Source organism: Leminorella richardii, from assembly GCF_900478135.1.
GTDB classification, from domain to species: Bacteria; Pseudomonadota; Gammaproteobacteria; order Enterobacterales; family Enterobacteriaceae; genus Leminorella; species Leminorella richardii.
The window spans coordinates 531790-553079 of record NZ_LS483470.1 but is presented as its reverse complement, the minus strand read 5'-3'; the positions used below and the strand labels follow the sequence as shown (position 1 = coordinate 553079).

General features: G+C 52.2%; 19 protein-coding genes and 1 pseudogene. 11 read left to right on the top strand and 9 right to left on the bottom strand.

What is annotated here, in order from left to right:
* Positions 1-71: 71 nt before the first annotated feature.
* The 4 genes from DQM29_RS02650 to tkt form a co-directional block, all read right to left on the bottom strand.
* Positions 72-977, bottom strand: coding sequence for an SEL1-like repeat protein (locus DQM29_RS02650; protein ID WP_111739181.1), 906 nt, complete (start codon positions 975-977; stop codon positions 72-74).
* Between the two features lie 319 nt (positions 978-1296).
* Positions 1297-2373, bottom strand: coding sequence for a class II fructose-bisphosphate aldolase (fbaA, locus tag DQM29_RS02645; RefSeq protein WP_111739180.1), 1077 nt, complete (start codon positions 2371-2373; stop codon positions 1297-1299).
* A gap of 173 nt (positions 2374-2546) precedes the next feature.
* On the bottom strand, positions 2547-3710 hold the full coding sequence (pgk, locus tag DQM29_RS02640; protein ID WP_111739179.1) for a phosphoglycerate kinase: 1164 nt from the start codon (positions 3708-3710) through the stop codon (positions 2547-2549).
* 544 nt (positions 3711-4254) lie between these two features.
* Positions 4255-6249 (bottom strand): transketolase, encoded by a 1995-nt coding sequence (tkt, locus tag DQM29_RS02635; protein ID WP_111739178.1) that lies wholly within the window; start codon positions 6247-6249, stop codon positions 4255-4257.
* 306 nt (positions 6250-6555) lie between these two features.
* On the opposite strand from tkt, the gene DQM29_RS02630 reads away from it, so the two are divergent.
* Both DQM29_RS02630 and DQM29_RS02625 read left to right on the top strand, forming a co-directional pair.
* Positions 6556-7305 (top strand): M48 family metalloprotease, encoded by a 750-nt coding sequence (locus DQM29_RS02630; RefSeq protein ID WP_111739177.1) that lies wholly within the window; start codon positions 6556-6558, stop codon positions 7303-7305.
* Between the two features lie 289 nt (positions 7306-7594).
* Positions 7595-8161 carry an NADPH-dependent FMN reductase gene (locus tag DQM29_RS02625; RefSeq protein ID WP_111739176.1) on the top strand — a complete coding sequence of 189 codons (567 nt, stop codon included), beginning with the start codon at positions 7595-7597 and terminating at the stop codon, positions 8159-8161.
* 79 nt (positions 8162-8240) lie between these two features.
* Here DQM29_RS02625 and speB read toward each other — a convergent pair whose 3' ends face one another.
* From speB to speA, 3 genes are all read right to left on the bottom strand, one after another.
* Positions 8241-9164 carry an agmatinase gene (speB, locus tag DQM29_RS02620; RefSeq protein WP_111739175.1) on the bottom strand — a complete coding sequence of 308 codons (924 nt, stop codon included), beginning with the start codon at positions 9162-9164 and terminating at the stop codon, positions 8241-8243.
* A gap of 63 nt (positions 9165-9227) precedes the next feature.
* On the bottom strand, positions 9228-9605 hold the full coding sequence (locus DQM29_RS02615) for a hypothetical protein (protein WP_111739174.1): 378 nt from the start codon (positions 9603-9605) through the stop codon (positions 9228-9230).
* Between the two features lie 55 nt (positions 9606-9660).
* Positions 9661-11559, bottom strand: coding sequence for a biosynthetic arginine decarboxylase (gene speA / locus DQM29_RS02610; RefSeq protein ID WP_111739173.1), 1899 nt, complete (start codon positions 11557-11559; stop codon positions 9661-9663).
* Positions 11560-12041: 482 nt separating this feature from the next.
* On the opposite strand from speA, the gene metK reads away from it, so the two are divergent.
* From metK to ruvX, 7 genes and pseudogenes are all read left to right on the top strand, one after another.
* Complete coding sequence (gene metK / locus DQM29_RS02605) at positions 12042-13196, top strand: methionine adenosyltransferase (RefSeq protein WP_111741965.1); 1155 nt, start codon at positions 12042-12044, stop codon at positions 13194-13196.
* Between the two features lie 37 nt (positions 13197-13233).
* Positions 13234-14322, top strand: coding sequence for a fimbrial protein (locus tag DQM29_RS02600; RefSeq protein WP_111739172.1), 1089 nt, complete (start codon positions 13234-13236; stop codon positions 14320-14322).
* 97 nt (positions 14323-14419) lie between these two features.
* Entirely contained in the window at positions 14420-14926 is a 507-nt protein-coding gene (locus DQM29_RS02595) for a SprT family zinc-dependent metalloprotease (protein ID WP_111739171.1), read from the top strand.
* A gap of 164 nt (positions 14927-15090) precedes the next feature.
* Positions 15091-15823 (top strand): annotated as a pseudogene (gene rsmE, locus DQM29_RS02590) (16S rRNA (uracil(1498)-N(3))-methyltransferase).
* 11 nt (positions 15824-15834) lie between these two features.
* Complete coding sequence (gene gshB, locus DQM29_RS02585) at positions 15835-16782, top strand: glutathione synthase (RefSeq protein WP_111739170.1); 948 nt, start codon at positions 15835-15837, stop codon at positions 16780-16782.
* 105 nt (positions 16783-16887) lie between these two features.
* On the top strand, positions 16888-17451 hold the full coding sequence (locus DQM29_RS02580; protein ID WP_111739169.1) for a YqgE/AlgH family protein: 564 nt from the start codon (positions 16888-16890) through the stop codon (positions 17449-17451).
* Positions 17451-17873 (top strand): Holliday junction resolvase RuvX, encoded by a 423-nt coding sequence (gene ruvX / locus DQM29_RS02575; protein WP_111739168.1) that lies wholly within the window; start codon positions 17451-17453, stop codon positions 17871-17873. The genes DQM29_RS02580 and ruvX overlap by 1 nt, the downstream gene beginning before the upstream one ends.
* A gap of 143 nt (positions 17874-18016) precedes the next feature.
* On the opposite strand, the gene DQM29_RS02570 is transcribed toward ruvX, so the two are convergent.
* Together DQM29_RS02570 and DQM29_RS02565 are read right to left on the bottom strand one after the other, a co-directional pair.
* Positions 18017-18553 carry a flagellar basal body-associated FliL family protein gene (locus DQM29_RS02570; RefSeq protein WP_111739167.1) on the bottom strand — a complete coding sequence of 179 codons (537 nt, stop codon included), beginning with the start codon at positions 18551-18553 and terminating at the stop codon, positions 18017-18019.
* A 149-nt stretch (positions 18554-18702) separates the two neighbouring features.
* Complete coding sequence (locus DQM29_RS02565; protein ID WP_111739166.1) at positions 18703-19695, bottom strand: type IV pilus twitching motility protein PilT; 993 nt, start codon at positions 19693-19695, stop codon at positions 18703-18705.
* A gap of 22 nt (positions 19696-19717) precedes the next feature.
* Between DQM29_RS02565 and DQM29_RS02560 the strand changes: the two genes are divergently transcribed.
* Positions 19718-20419, top strand: coding sequence for a YggS family pyridoxal phosphate-dependent enzyme (locus tag DQM29_RS02560; protein ID WP_111739165.1), 702 nt, complete (start codon positions 19718-19720; stop codon positions 20417-20419).
* A 42-nt stretch (positions 20420-20461) separates the two neighbouring features.
* On the top strand, positions 20462-21277 hold the full coding sequence (gene proC, locus DQM29_RS02555) for a pyrroline-5-carboxylate reductase (protein WP_111739164.1): 816 nt from the start codon (positions 20462-20464) through the stop codon (positions 21275-21277).
* Positions 21278-21290 lie beyond the last annotated feature (13 nt).

Genomic DNA, 21290 nt, shown 5'->3' with positions numbered 1-21290 from the left:
AATCAAATGGTTCATAGCTATGACTGAATAAACGAGTCGTATACTCTGAATCATTCCTGCAAATAAAATAATTAATTCAGCTCATTAAACATTTCACACCCAAGCTTATCCCCTGCCTGACAGCCTTTTTGAAACAGCTGGCTAACCTGCTGCCTATCTTGTTGAACACCGTGCCCTTTGTAGTACATTGTGCCTAGGCGTGTGTAGGATTCCGCATGCTCTTTCTGAATAGCTTTTTCGAACCACTGCTTGGCCTGCTGGTAGTCTTGGGTAACGCCATGTCCTTTATAGTATAAAATGCCAAGCTCAGACTGTGCCCTTGCATGCTCTTGTAGGGCAGCTTTTTCAATCCACTGTTTAGCTTGTAAATAATCTTGTGAAACACCCTGTCCTTTATAATACATAAAGCCAAGGTTAAGCTGTGCTAACGAAAGCCCTTGTTCGGCTGCCTTTCTGTACCACTGTTGAGCTTGCGAATAATCTTTTGAAACGCCTTCTCCTTCGAAATACATCATCCCAAGGCCAAACTGCGCAAGCGCATTCCCCTGTTCCGCCGCTTTTTCAAACCACTGTCTGGCCTGTAAGTAGTCTTGGGGGATGCCGATCTCTGGCCAATAGTATGTCATGCCCAGGCTAAGCTGTGCTTCCGCAAGCCCCTGCTCTGCTGCTTTTTCAAACCAACGCTGAGCCTTCTGAATATCTTTCCCGCCGCCCGCTCCTCTTTCATACATAAGGCCAAGATTATATTGCGCTTTTACAACACCTTGGATGGCAGCCTTTTCGAACCAGAATCTAGCTAGTTGCAGGTCTTTCTTAATGCCCTGCCCCTTACTATATATGTTAGCAAGCTCAAACTGAGATTCCGAATCGCCCTGCTGGGCTCTATTTTGAAGCTGTTGAGTATCCGCTTTAGATACAGAACAAAAAATACTCGACATGAGCCCGACGGTGAGCAATAGCTTTATTATTTTTTTCATGAAATTCCCTTGAAAATGATTTACCCACCGCTTTTACTCAACAAGCAAATATCAACAGTATAACTCTCCGCCTATACTATTTAAGCACCAAGAATTATTACACAACGAGTTTATAACATATTTAAGCACCGCTAAGGATGCCTCTGATGCAGGCCAAAAACAAAATAATATGATTTAAATATATTGTTAGGGTTCAGTGTGATATAGACAACAAGAACGTGCGAAATAAAGCTAACAACGTAGCTTTACTGGATAATATTCAGGAAGGTTAATTCACTGGCATTACCGGATCGAAGACCGATAATGCCAGTGAGGTAGATTAGAGAACGTCTACGCAGTTCAGTTCTTTAAACGCCTGCTCTAAACGAACAATCATCGTAGACTGGGCAGCACGCAGCCAGGCACGCGGGTCGTAGTACTTCTTGTTCGGCTTGTCGTCACCCTCTGGGTTGCCCAGCTGGCCCTGCAAGTAGCCTTCGTTCTTTTTGTAGTAGTTCAAGATACCTTCCCAAGTTGCCCACTGGGTGTCAGTATCGATATTCATTTTGACCACACCGTAGCCCACTGCTTCTTTGATTTCTTCAGCAGAAGAACCGGAACCGCCGTGGAACACGAAGTCCAGGCTGTTGTGCGGCAGGCCGTGTTTCTTGGACACGTACTCCTGAGAGTTGTGCAGAATCTTTGGCGTCAACTTGACGTTACCCGGCTTATAAACACCGTGGACGTTGCCGAAAGAGGCGGCAATAGTGAAGCGAGGGCTAATAGCGCTCAGCTTCTGATAGGCGTAGTCGACGTCTTCTGGCTGAGTGTACAGCGCAGAGTTATCGAGGTGGCTGTTGTCTACGCCGTCTTCTTCACCACCGGTGCAGCCAAGTTCAATTTCCAGCGTCATACCAATTTTTGCCATGCGGGCAAGGTACTTGCTGCAAATCTCAATGTTTTCTTCCAGAGACTCTTCTGACAGATCGATCATATGGGAAGAGAACAGAGGCTTACCGGTTTCGGCAAAGTGCTTCTCACCGGCGTCCAGCAGGCCGTCTAACCAAGGCAGCAGCTTTTTCGCGCAGTGGTCGGTGTGAAGAATAACCGGTACGCCGTAGTATTCGGCAACTTGATGAACGTGCTTGGCACCGGAAATAGCGCCGACGATTGCCGCACCTTGACCTTCCAGCTTCATGCCTTTACCGGCGATGAACTGTGCGCCGCCGTTAGAAAACTGAATGATAACCGGGGCGCGAACTTTAGCTGCTGCTTCAAGAACAGCGTTGATTGAGTCAGTGCCGACGCAGTTAACCGCAGGCAGCGCGAAGTTATTCTCTTTAGCAACGCTGAAGATTTTCTGAACATCATCACCAGTCACTACGCCTGGTTTTACGAAATCAAAAATTTTAGACATGCTACTCGCCCTATTTTTCATTTAGCTGTTGATAGATAAAGAACGCTTTACCCGTTAATCATATACCCTATGCCCCTCAAACGACAGGACGTGATAAAGACTCTGAGGCCTTCCTCGATTCAGCATAGGGATATAAAAAAACACGGGAGACTAGGCTCCCGTGTTCTACTGCATTACTCTTTTGCTCTCGCTTCCAGCATCACTACGGCAGGAAGCGGTTTGCCCTCAACGAACTCAAGGAACGCGCCGCCGCCGGTAGAGATGTAGGAAATCTTGTCAGCAATGCCGAACAGATCGATAGCCGCCAGTGTGTCACCGCCGCCAGCGATAGAGAAAGCATCGCTTTCAGCGATAGCCTGAGCAACAATCTCAGTGCCCTTACGGAAGTTAGGGAACTCAAAGACGCCAACCGGGCCGTTCCACAGAATGGTTTTTGCGTTTTTCAGGATGTCAGCCAGTTCCTGAGCGGAAGCATCGCCCAGATCCAGCACCTGCTCATCATCTTTAATATCCGCGACGGATTTCATGACCGCAGGCGCGGTTTCAGAAAACTCAGTTGCCACGCGAACGTCAGTCGGAACAGGAATATGACAGGTTTCCATCAGCTTTTTCGCTTCAGAAATCAGATCTGCTTCGTACAGGGATTTACCTACGTTATGGCCCTGTGCAGCAATAAAGGTGTTGGCAATACCGCCGCCAACAACCAGCTGATCAGCGATTTTAGACAGGGAATCCAGCACGGTCAGCTTAGTGGATACTTTAGAACCACCAACGATAGCTACCATCGGACGAGCTGGCTTGTCCAGCGCTTTACCCAGAGCTTCCAGCTCGGCAGACAGCAGAGGTCCGGCACAGGCTACTGGAGCAAACTTTGCGACGCCGTGAGTTGAAGCCTGCGCGCGGTGAGCAGTGCCGAAGGCGTCCATAACAAACACGTCGCACAGTGCGGCGTACTTCTTGGACAGCGTCTCTTCGTCTTTCTTCTCACCCTTGTTAAAGCGCACGTTTTCCAGCACAACCAGCTCGCCCTGAGCGACGTCTACGCCGTCCAGATAGTCTTTCGCCAGACGAACTGGGGATTTCAGGTTATCTTTCAGATAGTTGACAACCGGCAGCAGAGAAAACTCTTCGTTGTACTCACCTTCTGTCGGGCGACCTAGGTGAGAAGTCACCATTACACAGGCACCCTGCTTAAGGGCCAGTTCAATCGTCGGTAAAGAGGCACGAATTCGGGCATCAGAGGTCACTTTGCCCTCTTTGACGGGAACGTTAAGGTCAGCACGGATCAGAACGCGTTTACCGGCCAGATCCAGATCGGTCATCTTAATTACAGTCATTGTGAATCCTCTTATTCATTCTTCTTCAATATGACCATAGCCTGATCGTCAGGCCGTGGCTGATTCCAATCAAACAGCTTTTCACTGATTGGCGATAGAGCCGTATTGGTAGTATTGGCGATGGGGCCAGATGGGCATGCCCGCGCACAGCGGCTGTGGAGCCAACACCAACTTAAAAAGCTGTTAACATGCAGGATCAAACAGTGTGATGAATGATAACATGAAAAGTATAGCCGAGATTAACCTTCTATTTTAACCTCAATGCCGCTCTTCATATGTCACCGCGTGCAAAGCAGCACGGTGGTCTTCTCCACGGCTAAATCCTGCCTGTATCTGTCTCACTGTTACTCTGCCATACAAACTGAAACGCTTCAGCAGAGAAGAAGAGATTACGAAAATCTTTGTAAAATTGCCACCGCTTCTTTTACTGATTGAACAAAAACGCTCCACAGTTCACAAACTGTGGAGCGCTATAAAAAACTATCGGCAAGAACTGTAGAGTAGAAACATAACAGCGCGGATTATCCACGCTGTTAAGCTACGATTACTTCAACAGCTCACGAGCCTGCGTCAGCACGTTGTCGACCGTGAAGCCAAACTCGGCAAACAGCTGCTCTGCTGGTGCAGATTCACCGAACGAGCGCATGCCAACGATGCGGCCGTTCAGGCCAACGTACTTGTACCAGAAGTCAGCAATGCCCGCTTCCACAGCAACGCGCGCTGTGACCGCTGAAGGCAGCACGGATTCACGGTAGGCCGCATCCTGCGCGTCAAACGCTTCCGTACAGGGCATGGAAACAACCTGTACGCGACGGCCTTCTGCGGCCAGTTTCTCGGCCGCGTCCACCGCCAGGCTCACTTCTGAACCGGTCGCAATCAGCAGCAGCTCCGGTGTGCCTTCACAGCCCTTCAGCACGTAACCACCGCGCGCCGCGTCTGCCAGCTGCTTCGCCGTACGAGGCTGCTGCACCAGATTCTGGCGCGAGAAGATAAGCGCGCTTGGGCCGTCCTGACGCTCCAGCGCTGACTTCCACGCAATCGCCGATTCCACCTGGTCACAGGGGCGCCAGGTGCGCATGTTCGGCGTTAAGCGCAGGCTGGCCATCTGCTCAACCGGCTGGTGAGTCGGGCCGTCTTCACCCAGACCAATGGAGTCGTGAGTGTAAACAAACAGGCTGCGGATTTTCATCAGCGCCGCCATGCGTACTGCGTTGCGGGCGTACTCCATAAACATCAGGAAGGTCGCGCCGTAGGGAATAAACCCGCCGTGCAGGGCGATACCGTTCATGATGGCCGACATGCCGAACTCGCGCACGCCGTAGTGAATGTAGTTGCCCGCCGCGTCTTCCACGATGGACTTCGAGCCCGACCACATGGTCAGATTGCTCGGCGCCAGGTCAGCGGAACCGCCCAGGAACTCCGGCAGCACCTTGCCGAACGCTTCCAGCGCGTTCTGAGAGGCTTTACGGCTGGCGATAGAGGCCGGGTTGGCCTGCAGCTTTTCGATAAACGCCGTTGACTCGCTTTGCCAGTTGGCCGGCAGCTCGCCGGAGGTGCGACGGCGGAACTCGGCCGCCAGCTCAGGATGCGCCTTGGCATAGGCTGCCAGCTTCTCATTCCACGCCTGTTCGCGGGCTTTACCGGCTTCTTTGGCATCCCAGGCGGCGTAAACGTCAGCCGGAATATCAAACGGGGCGTGTGTCCAGCCCAGCGCTTCGCGAGTGGCCGCCACTTCCGCGTCGCCCAGCGGGGCGCCGTGGCAGTCGTGGGTACCGGCCTTGTTCGGCGAGCCAAAGCCAATCACGGTTTTACACATCAGCAGAGACGGCTTGCCGGTCTCTTTCTGTGCCGCTTCCACGGCCTGACGCAGCGCCTGCGGGTCGTGGCCGTCTACGCCGCGCACCACGTGCCAGCCGTAGGCTTCAAAACGCATGGCGGTGTCGTCCGTAAACCAGCCCTCAACGTGGCCGTCAATAGAAATGCCGTTGTCATCGTAGAAGGCAATCAGCTTGCCCAGCTTCAGCGTGCCCGCCAGAGAGCAGGCCTCGTGAGACACGCCCTCCATCATGCAGCCGTCACCCATGAAGGTATAGGTGTAGTGGTCAACCACGTCGTGACCCGGGCGGTTGAACTGTGCCGCCAGAGTTTTCTCGGCAATTGCCATCCCTACCGCGTTACAGATACCCTGACCCAGCGGGCCAGTGGTGGTTTCCACGCCCGGCGCGTAGCCGTACTCTGGGTGACCCGGAGTGCGGGAATGGAGCTGGCGGAACTGCTTGAGGTCTTCAATAGACAGGTCGTAGCCGGAGAGGTGCAGCAGGCTGTAAATCAGCATGGAGCCGTGACCGTTGGACAGGACAAAGCGGTCGCGGTTAACCCAGTTGGGGTTGGTCGGGTTATGGCTCAGGAAGCCGCGCCAGAGGACTTCGGCGATGTCGGCCATCCCCATGGGGGCGCCGGGGTGACCGGATTTGGCTTTCTGCACGGCGTCCATACTTAAGACGCGGATAGCATTGGCGAGTTCTTTTTGAGAAGGCATTATTTGCTCCATTTAAGGCATAGCATTAAGTCATCGTTATCAAGATTCGGAACGCCGGGCAGTGTCCCTGTACAAAAATCGAAAAACCCATCTATCTTCTCAAGTCAATGAGCAAACGGCAACCCCCGATAACACTTGAAAAATGAAATTATTCAGAAAAATTTGTAGCAAGAACAACTAACTATAACTGGTAGATTTCGGACTTATATTTTCATGACAGTAGGTCACTTTATTGATATGATTTTGCGACTGGACAGGACCAGTTATTTGACAGTAAAAATCATACGATCAAGGGAAGATAGTTTTATGAAAATACGTTCTACTTTAATTGCAGCAACTATTGCCTCCGCAACCATGCTGGCAGGCTGCCAGAACGGCAGTCTGGGCGATACCCTCCTCTCCGCCGTTACCGTTAGCGATGCTGAAGTAAAATCTTTGTCTGACCAATCTTGTAAAGAGATGGATTCCCAGGCAAAAATTGCTGGCAAAAGCAGCAAATACACCAAGCGCCTGAACAAGATCTCTAAAGCGCTGGGCAACAACATCAACGGTCAACCTCTGAACTACAAAGTGTACCTGACTGACGATATCAACGCATGGGCGATGGCTAACGGCTGTATCCGCGTTTATAGCGGCCTGATGGACAAGATGACCGACGACGAAGTTATCGGCGTACTGGGCCACGAAATCGGCCACGTTGAGCTGGGCCACACCAAGAAAGCGTTCCAGGTTGCTTATGCAGCTCAGTTCGCTACTCAGGCAGCTCTGCAGTACGGCGGCAAAACCGCTGCTAAGCTGAACGACATGCAGGTTCTGGACTTCGCTAACGCGCTGATCAATTCTCAGTTCTCTCAGTCTCAGGAAAGCGAAGCTGATGGCTTCTCTTACGACCTGCTGAAGAAGAAGAACCTGAAAACAGCACCTCTGGCTTCAGCGTTTGACAAGCTGGCGGCAATGGATGGTGGTCAAAGCGCTGGCCTGCTGAGCTCTCACCCGGGTTCTGCAGATCGTGCAGCAGCTATCCGCGCTCGCATCGCAGCTGACGGCGGCAAGTAATTCCCCCTCAGCTTCATGTGAAAGCATTGAATCCGGAGCCCAAAAGGTTCCGGATTTTTTATTCCCCCTAGCCTTTGTGAATACCTACTACTCTACAGGTCACGAAACGCTCTTTTTGTTCATCACACACGTTGCCAATCGCCCTATTAACCACTACCTTCTATATATCTCTTTAATATCGCGTTAATTGTCGCGCTTAAGCCTGTCGTAAGTAGCCCACAACATTTCCTCGATTCAGACTACGTCTGAATAAAGGGATAGACATCGCCATACGCTAAGGAGCTATACAATGAGTCAAGTGAAAAAGGTTGCCGTTCTGGTAGGAAGCCTGCGTAAAGAGTCCATTAATCGGAAAATCGCTTTGGCTCTGGCCGATCTGGCGCCAGAGTCCATTCAGCTTGAAATCGTCGACATCGGCGATCTGCCGCTTTATAGCGAAGATATTGATGCAGGCAACCCTCCGGCAGCCTATACGGCCTTCCGTGAAAAAATCAAAGCTGCTGATGCGGTACTGTTCGTTACGCCGGAGTACAACCGCTCGGTTCCCGCCGCGTTAAAAAACGCCCTTGACGTAGGTTCCCGCCCTTATGGGCAAAGTGCATGGAGCGGCAAACCCGGCGCCGTAGTCAGCGCGTCTCCTGGCGCCATTGGCGGCTTTGGTGCCAACCACCACCTTCGCCAGTCGCTGGTCTTTTTGAATATCCCCTGCATGCAGCAGCCGGAAGCCTACATCAGTAATGCAGGCAGCATCTTTGACGAGAAGGGTCAATTAACGGAAAGAACCCATTCGTTTTTAAAAGCGTTTATTGACGCCTACGACGACTGGGTTCGCGTTCAGACTCGTCTTCCTAAGTAGCAGGCTTACAGGATAAAAAAATCGGCTGCATATGCGGCCGATTTCGTTTTATTGCAGGCTCATTTTTACTGCCTTACTTTTACTGCCCTTTCTTTTGTGCCTGCATATAAAGCATATCCAGCGCAACCGTCGCTGCCGCCAGCGCGGTGATATCAGCACTGTCATAGGCTGGAGCCACTTCAACCACGTCCATTCCAACAATATTCAATGCCCCCAGACCGCGCAGAATTTTCAGCGCGCGATCGGAAGTTAGCCCACCGCATACTGGAGTGCCCGTTCCCGGCGCAAAGGCAGGATCGAGGCAGTCGATATCAAACGTCAGGTAGACCGGCATATCGCCAACGATACGCTTCACCTGAGCAACTACATCGTCAACGCCGCGATCGTTCACCTGCGCCGCGTCCAGCACGGTAAAGCCGTTGTCCGTTTCGTGCTCAGTGCGGATACCGATCTGAACTGAATGATGAGGATCGATTAGCCCTTCGTTAGGCGCGTGATAAAACATGGTGCCATGGTCAAACTTGCTGCCGTTGGCGTAGGTATCTGTGTGCGCATCGAAGTGCACCAGCGCCATTTTGCCAAAGTGCTTAGCGTGAGCCCGCAGCAGCGGCAGGGTAACAAAATGGTCACCGCCAAATGTCAACATTCGCTTCCCGGCAGCCAGCACGCGTTCGGCGTGGCCTTGCAGCCGCTCGCTCATATCCTGCGCATCGCCAAAGTTAAACACAACGTCACCGCAGTCCACCACCTTCAGGCGATCCCTCAGGCTGAACGTCCACGGCCAGCGGGAAGATTCCCAGGCCAAATGGGTAGACACTTGGCGAATGGCTGCTGGCCCAAAGCGCGCCCCCGAGCGGCCTGACGTCGCCATATCAAACGGCACGCCGGTTATCACCCATTCTGCATCACTTTCATAAGGCTGAAAGTGAAGGGGAAAGCGCAAAAAGCCAAAAGCATTAGAAACCAGTGAATTATCGGGCCTGTTGCCCAGCGTGTTGTTCATAGCGTCTCTCTCATGAAAAAAGTCTGACCGATAAAAGCGGACGATAGAGGTAAAAGGCGCCGCCTAACGGCTTTCAGCGCCCTTTCCCCGCCTCGCAGGCAAGCACACCAGTAAGAGCAGAATAATACAGCTGACAGTGGCTACAAGCATTGACTGATAGCGAACCGATATCAGCGACATACCCCAACTTGCCAGCGCGAAGAGCACCGGATAGGGAACTAACTCTCGCCAGCGTTTTACCAGCAACAGAAAGCCCGAGTAATAGGCAATAATCGTCGCTAGGCAAAACAGCCAAAACGCAAACGTGCTGTATAAATTCAGCAGTGAGTACCACAGCGCCAGAATCTGCAGCAAAACGACAGCCAGCGTATATATTCCAAACTTAACCCGCCCCATCGTTCCACTGCGCCAACCAATAAACAGATCCTTTAGTACTAACACTTCAACCTCCCTTTTCAAGTTTAACCCCGTTGTCTCTACGCGCTCTTGGGCTTAGCTACTCGTCTTCCAGATAGGTGTAACCGTACAGACCGGCCTCAAATTCCTGCAAGAACTGTTTTTCCATCTCTGCACTCAGGTGCGCGCCCTTAATCTGCTCACGGTAGCGCAGCATCAGGGTTTTCGGGTCAAGCTGAACGTACTCCAGCATTTCCGCTACCGTGTTGCCATCTTCTGACTGCTGCACTTCAACCGATCCGTCGCTAAACACGAACACGTCAACGGACGCCGTGTCGCCAAACAGGTTGTGCATATTGCCAAGAATTTCCTGATAGGCACCCACCATAAAAAAGCCCAGCAGCGGCGGATTGTCTGCATCGTAAGGAGGCATCGGCATCGTGGTTGTCATGCCGTCACCGTCGATATAGTGGTCGATAGTTCCGTCAGAATCACAGGTAATGTCCAGCAGAACGGCGCGGCGCTCTGGGTCTTTGTCTAAGCCACTCAGGGGCAGTACCGGAAACAGCTGGTCAATCCCCCAGGCGTCGGGCATTGACTGGAACAGGGAGAAATTGACGTAAAGCTTGTCAGCCATGCGCTCGTGTAGTTCATCAATAATAGGCCGATGGGCACGATTGCTAGGATCCAACTGCTGCTGGATTTTATGGCAAATCACCAAGAACATCTGTTCCGCATAGGCGCGCTGGGTCAGATCCAGTATGCCGTGGGCATATTGGGTATGCACATCGTTTAGATCCAACTGGCTGTCATGCAGCCACTCGCGCAGAGAGCGGCGGTTTTCCGGCTCCTGCATCTCCATCCAGGTATCCCATAAACTGCTCAGGGCGCGAGGCGCATCCTCCACGGGCTGTTCAGGAACAATAAATTCGTTGCGCTCGACACCGATAACGTTAGAGACCAACACAGTGTGGTGTGCCGTTACGGCGCGGCCGGACTCGGTGATCACCGTTGGATGAGGCAGCCCGTGTTCATTGCAGGCATCACCAATCCCCCAAATTACGTTGTTGGCGTATTCGTTGAGGCCGTAGTTCACCGAACAGTCAGACTGAGAGCGCGTTCCTTCATAGTCCACCCCCAAACCGCCGCCAACGTCAAAGCACTGTATGTTAACGCCCAGCTTGTGAAGCTCGACATAAAAACGCGCCGATTCGCGCACGCCGGTCGCGATGTCTCGAATGTTAGAAAGCTGTGAACCAAGGTGAAAATGAAGCAGCTGTAGACTGTCCAGACAGTTTTCTGTGCGCAGTGTTTCCACCAGCGATAGTACCTGAGAAGCTGACAGGCCAAACTTTGACTTGTCGCCCCCACTGGCCTGCCATTTCCCCGATCCCTGAGATGCCAGCCGTGCACGCACGCCAAGCCGAGGCACAACGTCCAGACGCTTAGCCTCTTCCAGCACCATTTTTATCTCGGTCATCTTCTCAATCACCAGATAAACCTTATGGCCAAGCTTCTCCCCCATCAGGGCAAGGCGAATATATTCACGATCCTTATAGCCGTTACAGACGATCACTGAACGGGTAAAACCGGCGTGCCCTAACACAGCCATCAATTCTGCTTTAGAACCGGCCTCAAGCCCTAGCGGCTCGCCGGACTGGATCAGTGCTTCAATCACTCGGCGGTGCTGATTGACCTTAATGGGATAAACCAGAAAGTAGTTGCCTTCATAGCCAAACGACTCGCGCGCCCTCTTAAACGCCGCGTTAATAGAACGCAGACGGTGCTGAAGAATTTGAGGGAAGCAGAACAGTGAAGGCAGCCTCTGGCCTTTGTCCTGCATCTCCTGTACCAGCGAGGCTAAATCCACCTTCGCCTGTGGCATCTCGGGATCTGGGCATACAGTAATATGCCCTTGCTCATTGACGCCGTAGTAACCGCCGCCCCAGTGGGCCACGTTGTAAGTGCGCATCATCTTGCTTGCCAGAGCGTTTGTCATCACAGCAAAACCTCTTAGTGCCGGGAGCGAGCCTAAGTCGCCCCACAATAAAAAACAGAAAGCAGAACCCAATATTATCGCAACATTGGGGACGGTTTTGGTAAACGGTGCCCTTCCGGAACGACTTTTACTGTTCTCGTGGATGCCACGTTAGATACGCACATGACAGAAAAACAGAAAGGCGGCGGCGACCGCATAAGGATAGACAATTATGGAGGGAAATCATATCTCTCTAGGCAGATCGATCAACTTCACACTATTTTAAGAAACTTTCTTTAATTACATTAAGTTATATAATTTCACATAAAAAAACAACTGGCAATTAGAACCGCAGATCCTTAGAATAGCCATCCAGAAGTTAATCCGTCTATACTGATTAATCGATGCATTTTGCGGCTCTCCGTTTACGCCTTTATTTTGCGTTCTGCCACAGCGCCCTTGCATCACACCGAATTTACATTGCTCTAGAGGTAAAAGAAGAAATGGCTCAACATCTGTTTACTTCCGAATCCGTATCTGAAGGCCATCCTGACAAGATCGCCGACCAAATTTCCGACGCCGTCCTTGACGCTATCCTCGAGCAGGATCCCAAAGCGCGCGTTGCCTGTGAAACCTACATTAAGACCGGCATGGTGTTGGTAGGCGGTGAAATCACCACATCCGCCTGGGTCGACATTGAAGAGCTGACCCGCCGCACTGTTTGCGATATCGGCTACACCCACTCGGATATGGGCTTTGACGCCAATTCCTGTGCCGTACTGAGCGCTATCGGAAAGCAGTCACCGGATATCAATCAGGGCGTTGACCGTCGCGATCCTCTTGAACAAGGCGCTGGCGATCAGGGCATCATGTTTGGCTACGCGACCAACGAAACCGACGTTTTGATGCCTGCGCCAATTACCTATGCCCATCGGCTGATGGAACGCCAAGCGCTCGTTCGTAAAAACGGCACTCTGCCGTGGCTGCGCCCGGACGCTAAAAGTCAGGTAACGTTCCTGTACGACAACGGGAAAATTACCGGCATTGACGCAGTGGTCCTGTCTACTCAGCACGCTGAGCATATCGATCAGACCACGCTGAAAGAAGCGGTCATGGAAGAAATCGTTAAGCCTGTATTGCCAGAAGAGTGGCTGACGGCAAATACCAAATACTTTATCAACCCAACTGGGCGCTTCGTTATCGGCGGTCCTATGGGCGACTGTGGCTTAACCGGCCGTAAAATTATCGTTGACACCTACGGCGGCGCGGCTCGCCACGGCGGCGGCGCGTTCTCCGGTAAAGATCCGTCTAAAGTTGACCGCTCAGCGGCCTATGCCGCTCGCTACGTGGCGAAAAACATCGTCGCTGCGGGTCTGGCAGACCGCTGTGAAATTCAGGTTTCCTACGCTATCGGCGTTGCAGAACCGACCTCCATCATGCTGGAAACGTTCGGTACAGAAAAAATCCCCCACGACCGACTGACTCAGCTGGTTCGCGAGCACTTTGACCTGCGTCCGTACGGCCTTATCAGCATGCTGGATCTGATTCAGCCTATCTATAAGCAAACGGCCGCTTATGGTCATTTCGGAAGAGAACAGTTCCCTTGGGAAAAAGTCGATCGCGCAACTATCCTGCGCGAGGCTGCTGGGTTAAAATAAAATACCCAACATTACTAATAGTAAAGGATAGGTATTGATGAAAGTATCTCAATACTCTCTTAAAAGGCCAGCCATAAGGCTGGCTTTCTTGATTTTAACCATTGCCTCTTTTTCAAGCCTGGCAAATATCGACTGTAAATTCGACCTTGGTGACGGAACCCAAGTCGCCATTGGTTCCACACCCCAATATCCCTTTCCTGACATTAATATTGTTTCCGCCGTATCCAGCCCTACGAAAATCAGCGGCAGCAGTCCTATCATTTTCCGGCTTATTCCTAACCTTAAAACAATTTGTCAAGTAGGCGATGATGGCGAAAATCTCTTCCAAAAAACTGCTTATAGCCCTGAATACATCACGGCCGTTGACGGGAAAGCCTTGTTTAAAACTAACGTAACTGGGCTTGCCTATACTGTTGCTATCTCAACAGATCAGTCGTTCGGGCTAAACTTCTTCTCTACCCCAACGACCGACTATGTCTTTCACAATATGGACAACCGTGATGACATGATGGTAAACAGATCCTGGATAGCCCATGTAGAAATTTATCAGCTCCCCAGCTATGCGGGATTACCAAGCGGATTTACGTCGTTAACTGCAGCCAATACAGTGATTGGTGAAGCTGTTGTCGGTTCCCCCTATGTCGCAGGCAGAGAGCACCCGCACATCAAGATAAGCGCCAACAGCAGCTCCATTCAGCTTCCAATTAAAGGCACCACCTGTAACTTTAGCGCTCCTAAAACTGTTGATTTGGGCACTTACACCACTAGCCAAGTCAATAAAAACCTAACAACAGTGAAGCCCATCAACATCACAGGCTCATGCAGCGTGGCTCCCAAAGTTTCTGTCAAGCTAACCACAACCAAAACAACAGGTGCGGGAAACATGCTGCTTGCCAATAGGCTAACGGGAGACAGTGCCGCACAGGGAGTTGGTGTAGAGATTGTCGGACCGAACAGATATGTCATGACACCTAACGCAGATATCAGAGCCAATATTGATTATAAATTTACCGCTCCCAGTGCTAACTTTACGATGCCCTTTACCGGCCAGCTGGTAAAAGATGGGAGTAGAGTCACCGCGGGAAGCTTCGAATCCATTGGTGTGTTTCAAATATCTTACTATTAAAAATACATGGGCCTTTAGCCGCTGGTATCTCTAACGGCTAAAGGTTCCCTTATCTCCCCCTTGCCCCCGATCCTCTCTCTGACTATGCTAGCTTCCAATGAAAACGCTAAGACTCCCCATTGCCATTCAACAGGCCGTTATCGACCGTCTCCGTCTCGATTTGGCGAAGGCCAACGCCAGCCTGAACGCTAACTATCCCGAACCGAAAATCAGCTTTCGGCAGCGTGGTACAACGGCGGGTACAGCCTACCTTTCGCAGTGGGAGATGCGCCTCAACGCTGTACTTCTGGCGGAAAACGGCCAGCCTTTTATTGATGAAGTGGTTCCCCACGAGCTCGCTCATCTATTAGTCTATCGTCAGTTTGGCCGAGTCTCGCCACACGGCCCACAGTGGCGCTGGATGATGGAAGAAGTGCTCGGCGTTTCCGCCTGCCGAACCCACCGTTTTGACGTCGCTTCTGTACAGGGAAAAACCTTCAGCTACCGCTGTGACTGCCAGATTCATCAATTAACAATACGCAGGCACAACAGGATATTGCGAAAAGAGAGCGAATATCGCTGCAGGCAGTGCGGCTCGCTGCTAAAGCTGAATGAGACCGATTAACTGATCCCGGGTTTAGGCTCTCTTTTACAGATTGTGTTATCTTATCGCCTATTACACTGATAGCCGCGGGCCGTAAACGCCCGCGACGATTGATATATACTGTGAAGTCTTTAGGCTGTAAAAGGCCCGAAGCGTAACGAATTATCGGGAAATCCAGAAACACTATGCGCGCACCTCGCATCTACCATCCACAGCCGCTGTCGATCGCTGACTCACTGGCGCTCAGCGATGAAGCCGCCAATCACGTTGGACGCGTTCTGCGTATGCAAGCGGGACAAAGGCTTAGCCTGTTTGATGGCAGCAACTGCGTCTTCGACGCTGAAATCACTCAGGTAGACAAAAAGCAGGTTCGCGTTCGCGTGCTTGACGCTCAGCAGGACGATCGCGAATCACCACTCAATCTCCATCTGGGTCAGGTTATCTCTCGCGGTGAAAAGATGGAGTTCACTATACAAAAATCGGTGGAGCTTGGTGTTAACGTCATTACGCCGCTGATTTCGGAACGCTGCGGCGTGCGGTTGGAAAAAGAGCGCCTGGAAAAGAAAGTTCAGCAGTGGCAAAAAAATCGCCGTGGCTGCCTGCGAACAGTGCGGACGCAACTGCATTCCGGAAATCCGCGCCGTTGAAGCGCTCGAAACCTGGTGCGCTCAGTCTGGTGACGATCTCAAACTCAACCTGCATCCGAGAGCCAGCCAAAGCATCAACACGCTTTCGCTGCCGGTTAACAACGTTCGCCTGCTGATAGGCCCTGAAGGCGGGCTTTCTCAGGATGAAATCGATATGACTGCTCGCTACGGCTTTACTGATATTCTACTTGGCCCTCGGGTTCTGCGTACGGAAACTGCCGCGCTGACCGCGATTGCCGCCCTACAGGTTCGCTTTGGCGATCTGGGATAACGGAGATAAACATGATCAAACTTGGTATCGTGATGGACCCCATTTCCTCCATCAACCTCAAAAAAGATTCAAGCTTCGCCATGCTGCAGGAGGCCCAAAAGCGCGGCTGGGAGCTGCACTATATGGAGATGAACGACCTGTATCTGAATACCGGCGTCGCCCGTGCGCGTACCCGCACCCTCAGCGTTCAGTATGACTACGATCGCTGGTTTGAATTTCACAGCGAACAGGATATCGCGCTGTCAGACCTCAACGTTATCCTGATGCGCAAAGACCCACCGTTTGATACCGAATTTATTTACGCCACCTATATTCTGGAACGCGCCGAAGCCCAGGGGACGCTTATCGTCAATAAGCCCCAGAGCCTGCGCGACTGTAACGAAAAGCTGTTTACCGCCTGGTTCCCAGAGCTGACGCCGTCCACACTGGTAACCCGAAGCAAAGATCTGATCCGCCAGTTTTATGACAAACACGGCGATATTATCCTTAAGCCACTGGACGGCATGGGTGGGTCTTCCATTTTCCGCGTTAAGCCCAACGATCCTAACCTTTCGGTGATTATTGAAACCCTGACTCATCTGGGTAATCAGTACTGCATGGCGCAAAACTTCTTGCCGCAGATTGTCGACGGCGACAAGCGCGTGCTGGTTGTTGACGGCGAGCCGGTGCCTTACTGCCTAGCCCGCATTCCCAAGCAGGGTGAAACGCGCGGTAACCTAGCCGCAGGCGGCCGTGGTGAAGCAAGGCCGCTAACGGAAAGCGACTGGAAAATCGCCCGCAGCGTGGCTCCGGTTCTGAAAGAAAAAGGCCTGATTTTTGTCGGGCTTGATATCATTGGCGACAGGCTGACTGAAATCAACGTCACTAGCCCCACCTGCATTCGCGAGATCGAGGCGGCCTATCCGGACGTCTCTATTACCGGCATGCTGATGGATGCCATCGCTCGCCGCGTTGGCTAATCATCATTCGCCCGCTTTGCTACCCTTGGCGGGCGTTGTGTGCCATCGTAAAATTGGCTTTTGGGGTAACGACGTTATCCCATTCTCTTTTTTAACGGTTACTCCATGAACTTACAGCACCACTTTCTTATTGCCATGCCCGGGCTGGAAGATCCGCGCTTCGCCCATTCAGTAGTTTACGTATGCGAGCACAGCAAAAACGGCGCCATGGGGCTCATCATTAACAAGCCTGTTGCCGAGCTTACGGTCCGGGGTATGCTTTCACAGCTGAATATCGATCAGGCGTTCAAGGTCTATCCAGAACACCTGAACCGACCAGTACTGGACGGCGGGCCGCTGGCTGACGATCGCGGATTCATTTTGCACACGCCGAAACCCGGCTTTTCCTCCAGCATTCAGATTTCCGACGACGTGATGATCACGTCATCAAAAGACGTGCTTGAAACGCTGGGCTCCGCCTCACAGCCAGACGAAACGCTGGTTGCTCTGGGCTATTCCGGCTGGGAAAGCGGTCAGTTAGAAAAAGAGCTGATGGAAAACAGCTGGCTGACCGTTGAAGCCGACAGCCAAATCCTGTTTCACACGCCTATCGACTTACGCTGGCCTGCTGCGGCGCAAAAGCTCGGCGTCAACATTCACACCATATCCTCTCAGGCGGGGCACGCCTGATGGCCAGTCGCACTGTTATCGCCTTTGACTTTGGAACACGCAGCATTGGCGCCGCTATTGGCCAGGAAATAACCGGAACAGCCCGGGCGCTGGCGTCGTTTAAAGCAAAAGACGGCACCCCTGACTGGCAGCAAATTGAAAAAATGCTCAAAGAGTGGCGACCCGACCTCGTTGTGGTCGGCCTGCCGCTCAATATGGACGGCACCGAACAGCCCGTCACCGCTCAGGCAAAAAAGTTTGCTCTTAGGCTGCACGGAAGGTTCGGCGTTCAAGTTACTCTGCACGACGAGCGGCTATCTACGGTTGAGGCAAAATCAGGGCTGTTCGATCGCGGCGGCTATCGGGCGCTGGACAAAGGCAGCGTAGACGCCGCCTCAGCTGTCGTTATTCTGGAAAGCTGGTTTGAACAAAATTTGTCCTGACGCATCCATCACCTAACGAATATCTATCAACGCAGCCATCTATTTACTCGCGTTTGATAGCTCTAGCTACCACAATTCTGATTCCCACATATCTAACTCTCCGCTCGGCAATCAACCACCGAGCGGAAAGCTATAAAGCGGGTCTACTGATTCAGCAGGCCGTCGATAGTGCTTCCCCAGTCAATGCTCATTTTTATATTGCAGGCCTGGGTTGCGGAATAGTAAACCGTATAGCCCTGACGGTTAGAGGTTCCCTTGTATTCAGGAATATCGCCGCAGCCGGTAATGGTGTACTTGGTGTTAGGCAAAGGGATCGCATTTCCAGTACCTAGCAGAGCAAAGTATTTTCCGTATTCTCCCTTGCCGACTTTTTCCACCAGCACGTAGTCGTTGGCATTCAGCTGTGTTCTGCTGATAATTTTTGCCGCACGCCCCTCCGCATCGGTTACACCAAACAGAGGCTGTTTAAACGCTGGGTCAACTTCACCGTCTTTAATCACCACGAGGTAGTACGGTGTCTTGGGCATCGCCTGCTGCGTTTTAGGATCCAGCAGACCAACCGTAATTTCAAACGTGCCTTCTGAACCGTAAGTTGGCAGGCGTTGAGTGTAATACCAGTATCCGGCGGCGCCTACGGCGGCCAGAACGATCAGTATCAGTATGCTTTTAAGCGCTTTCACGGCCTTTCGTATCCTTCTTATTCTTCCCTTTCTTTCGCTATCTCCCGTTCGGCCAAAAGCACCGTACGCCGGACTGGCGCTGAGCATAACGCAGGGCAAAAAAGTGAGCTCAATAAAGGCCGCTTAGCTAGAATTGACTAAAAGCGACCTTACCCGCTAATCATACCTGCAACGCTTAATTTCGTCATGCTCTGTGCCATTGTCTGCATGCCAAAGGCGGCGCCGGTCTGCATTTGGGTCTCAATCTGATGACTTTTTTCCTCGCGGATCAGGTTAGCAACGGCAGGCGTGTTGATCAGCACTTCGTAGGCCGCCACCCTTCCCCCTGCCTTGCCGGGAAGCAGCCGCTGACAGACCACGGACTTGAGCGCGTTAGCCAACTGGACACTCACAAACGGCTTATCGCCAGAAGGAAAGGCGTCAACAATACGTTCCACCGCCATAGCCGCCGAGCGCGTGTGCAGAGTCGCTAATACCAGATGACCGGTTTCCGCGGCAGTCAACGCCAGGCGAAGAGTTTCAACATCCCTCAGCTCTCCCAGCAGGATCACATCAGGATCCTGCCTAAGCGCCGCCAGCAGGCCGGAAGTAAAGTCGTTGACGTGTACGCCAATCTCTCGCTGCTGAATCAGGCTACGCTGTGAGCGGTGAATAAACTCAATGGGATCTTCAAGAGTTATAACGTGGCGCTCCTGATTTTGGTTCATTTCATCCACCAGTGCTGCAAGCGTGGTGGACTTGCCGCTGCCGGTTGCCCCGCTGACAATAATTAGCCCATCCCGCTCGGCAGCCGCAGAGACCAGCGCCGGCGGCACGCCCAGTTGCTCAATCGTCGGCAGCGCACTGTTCACTATGCGTAACGCCGCAGACACACCAGTGAACTGTAAAAACAGGTTTGCCCTCAGGCGCGTTCCTTCAACGTTCAGCGCGACGTCCATCTGCCTAGCCTCCCAAAAGCGCCTCTGCTGCTCGGCGCTAAGCAGTGACATCAGCACGGAGGACAGCGCTTCCGGCTCCAGCGGCACATCGTCTAGCGTGCGTAAATCACCGTTCACACGGGCGACAGGCAAATGCCCGGCACAAAGGTGCAGATCGGAGGCGTTTTGCTTTACACTATGGCCAATCAGTTGGTAAATATTCATTATTGATTCTCTAAACAAACCTATGACGACTATCCGCCAAAATCTCGACAATGTAAGACAGAAGATCGCGCAATGCGCTCAGGAATGCGGGCGAGATCCAAAAGACGTTCATCTTCTTGCCGTCAGTAAAACCAAACCTGTGAGCGCCGTTCAAGAGGCCATCGATGCGGGGCAAACGCAGTTTGGTGAAAACTACGTTCAGGAAGGTGTCGATAAAATTCAGCACTTTCTTACGACGCCTTTCGCTAACCGTCTGGAGTGGCACTTTATTGGCCCCCTTCAGTCAAATAAAACGCGCGCGGTAGCAGAACACTTTCACTGGATGCACACTCTCGACCGAGAGAAAGTCGCTCGCCGACTGAGCGAACAGCGCCCAGAGAACATGCCTCCGCTTAACGTCCTGATTCAAATCAACATCAGCGATGAAGCAAGCAAGTCGGGCATCACTCTTGCCGAACTGCCGGAGGTGGCTGAGCACATTCATGCACTTCCCAATCTCAGACTGCGCGGGCTAATGACTATTCCCGCCGTAGAAACCGATCCTCAGCGCCAGCTGGCCGTCTTCCGCCAGATGACTGACGCGTTTAACCAGTTGAAGAAAAGCTACCCTCAGGTTGATACGCTATCGATGGGCATGAGCGATGATATGGGCGCGGCTATTCAGGCGGGCAGCACTCTAGTGCGAATCGGAACGGCTATTTTCGGCGCGCGCGACTATCGTTAACACACACGCCAGCACTCACTAACAACACGCGAGAGGTTTTCCATGCAGCACCGTCATATCACCTTTATCGGCGCAGGAAACATGGCCAAAGCGATTATCGCTGGCCTCGTCAACGGCGGCTATCCCGCCGAAATGATTACCGCCACTTCTCCGTCCATGACGCAAGACTCTCCCCTTCATACCGAACTTGGCGTTAACTGCAGCAGCAACAATCTGGAAAGCGCCCGTCAGGCTGATGTTATCGTTCTGGCGGTAAAACCGCAGATGATGGCTGACGTATGTCAGCCGTTAACGCAGTTAGACCTGAGCGGTAAGCTGATCCTTTCCATCGCCGCAGGAGTCAGCGTCGAGCGCTTTTATCAGCTGTTAGGAAAAATTGACATTGTTCGTATTATGCCCAACACGCCCTCACTAATAGGGCTGGGTATGAGTGGGCTGTTTGCACCCGCTAACGTCAGTCAGGCGGATCGCGACTATACGGAAGCGTTAATGACGGCAGTCGGTAAAGTCTGCTGGGTCAACGATGAAACCGGTATTAACGGCGTTATCGCGGCGGCAGGCAGCGCTCCGGCCTATTTCTTTCTGTTTATGGAAGCCATGCAGCAGGAAACCGAACGGCTGGGATTCTCTTCTCAGGACGCGCGACTGCTGGTTCAGCAGGCCGCTCTAGGCGCGGCGCACATGGTTGAAGAAAATTCGCAGTTAGACATTGCTACTCTTCGTCAACAGGTCACATCCAAGGGGGGTACCACAGCGGAAGCGCTGCGGGTATTCAATGAAAGCGGGCTGTCTGATACGGTAGCCAAAGCTATGCAGGCCGCCATTGCGCGGGCGGTAGAAATGGAAAAATCGCTTTAAGAGCGCCTTTGGC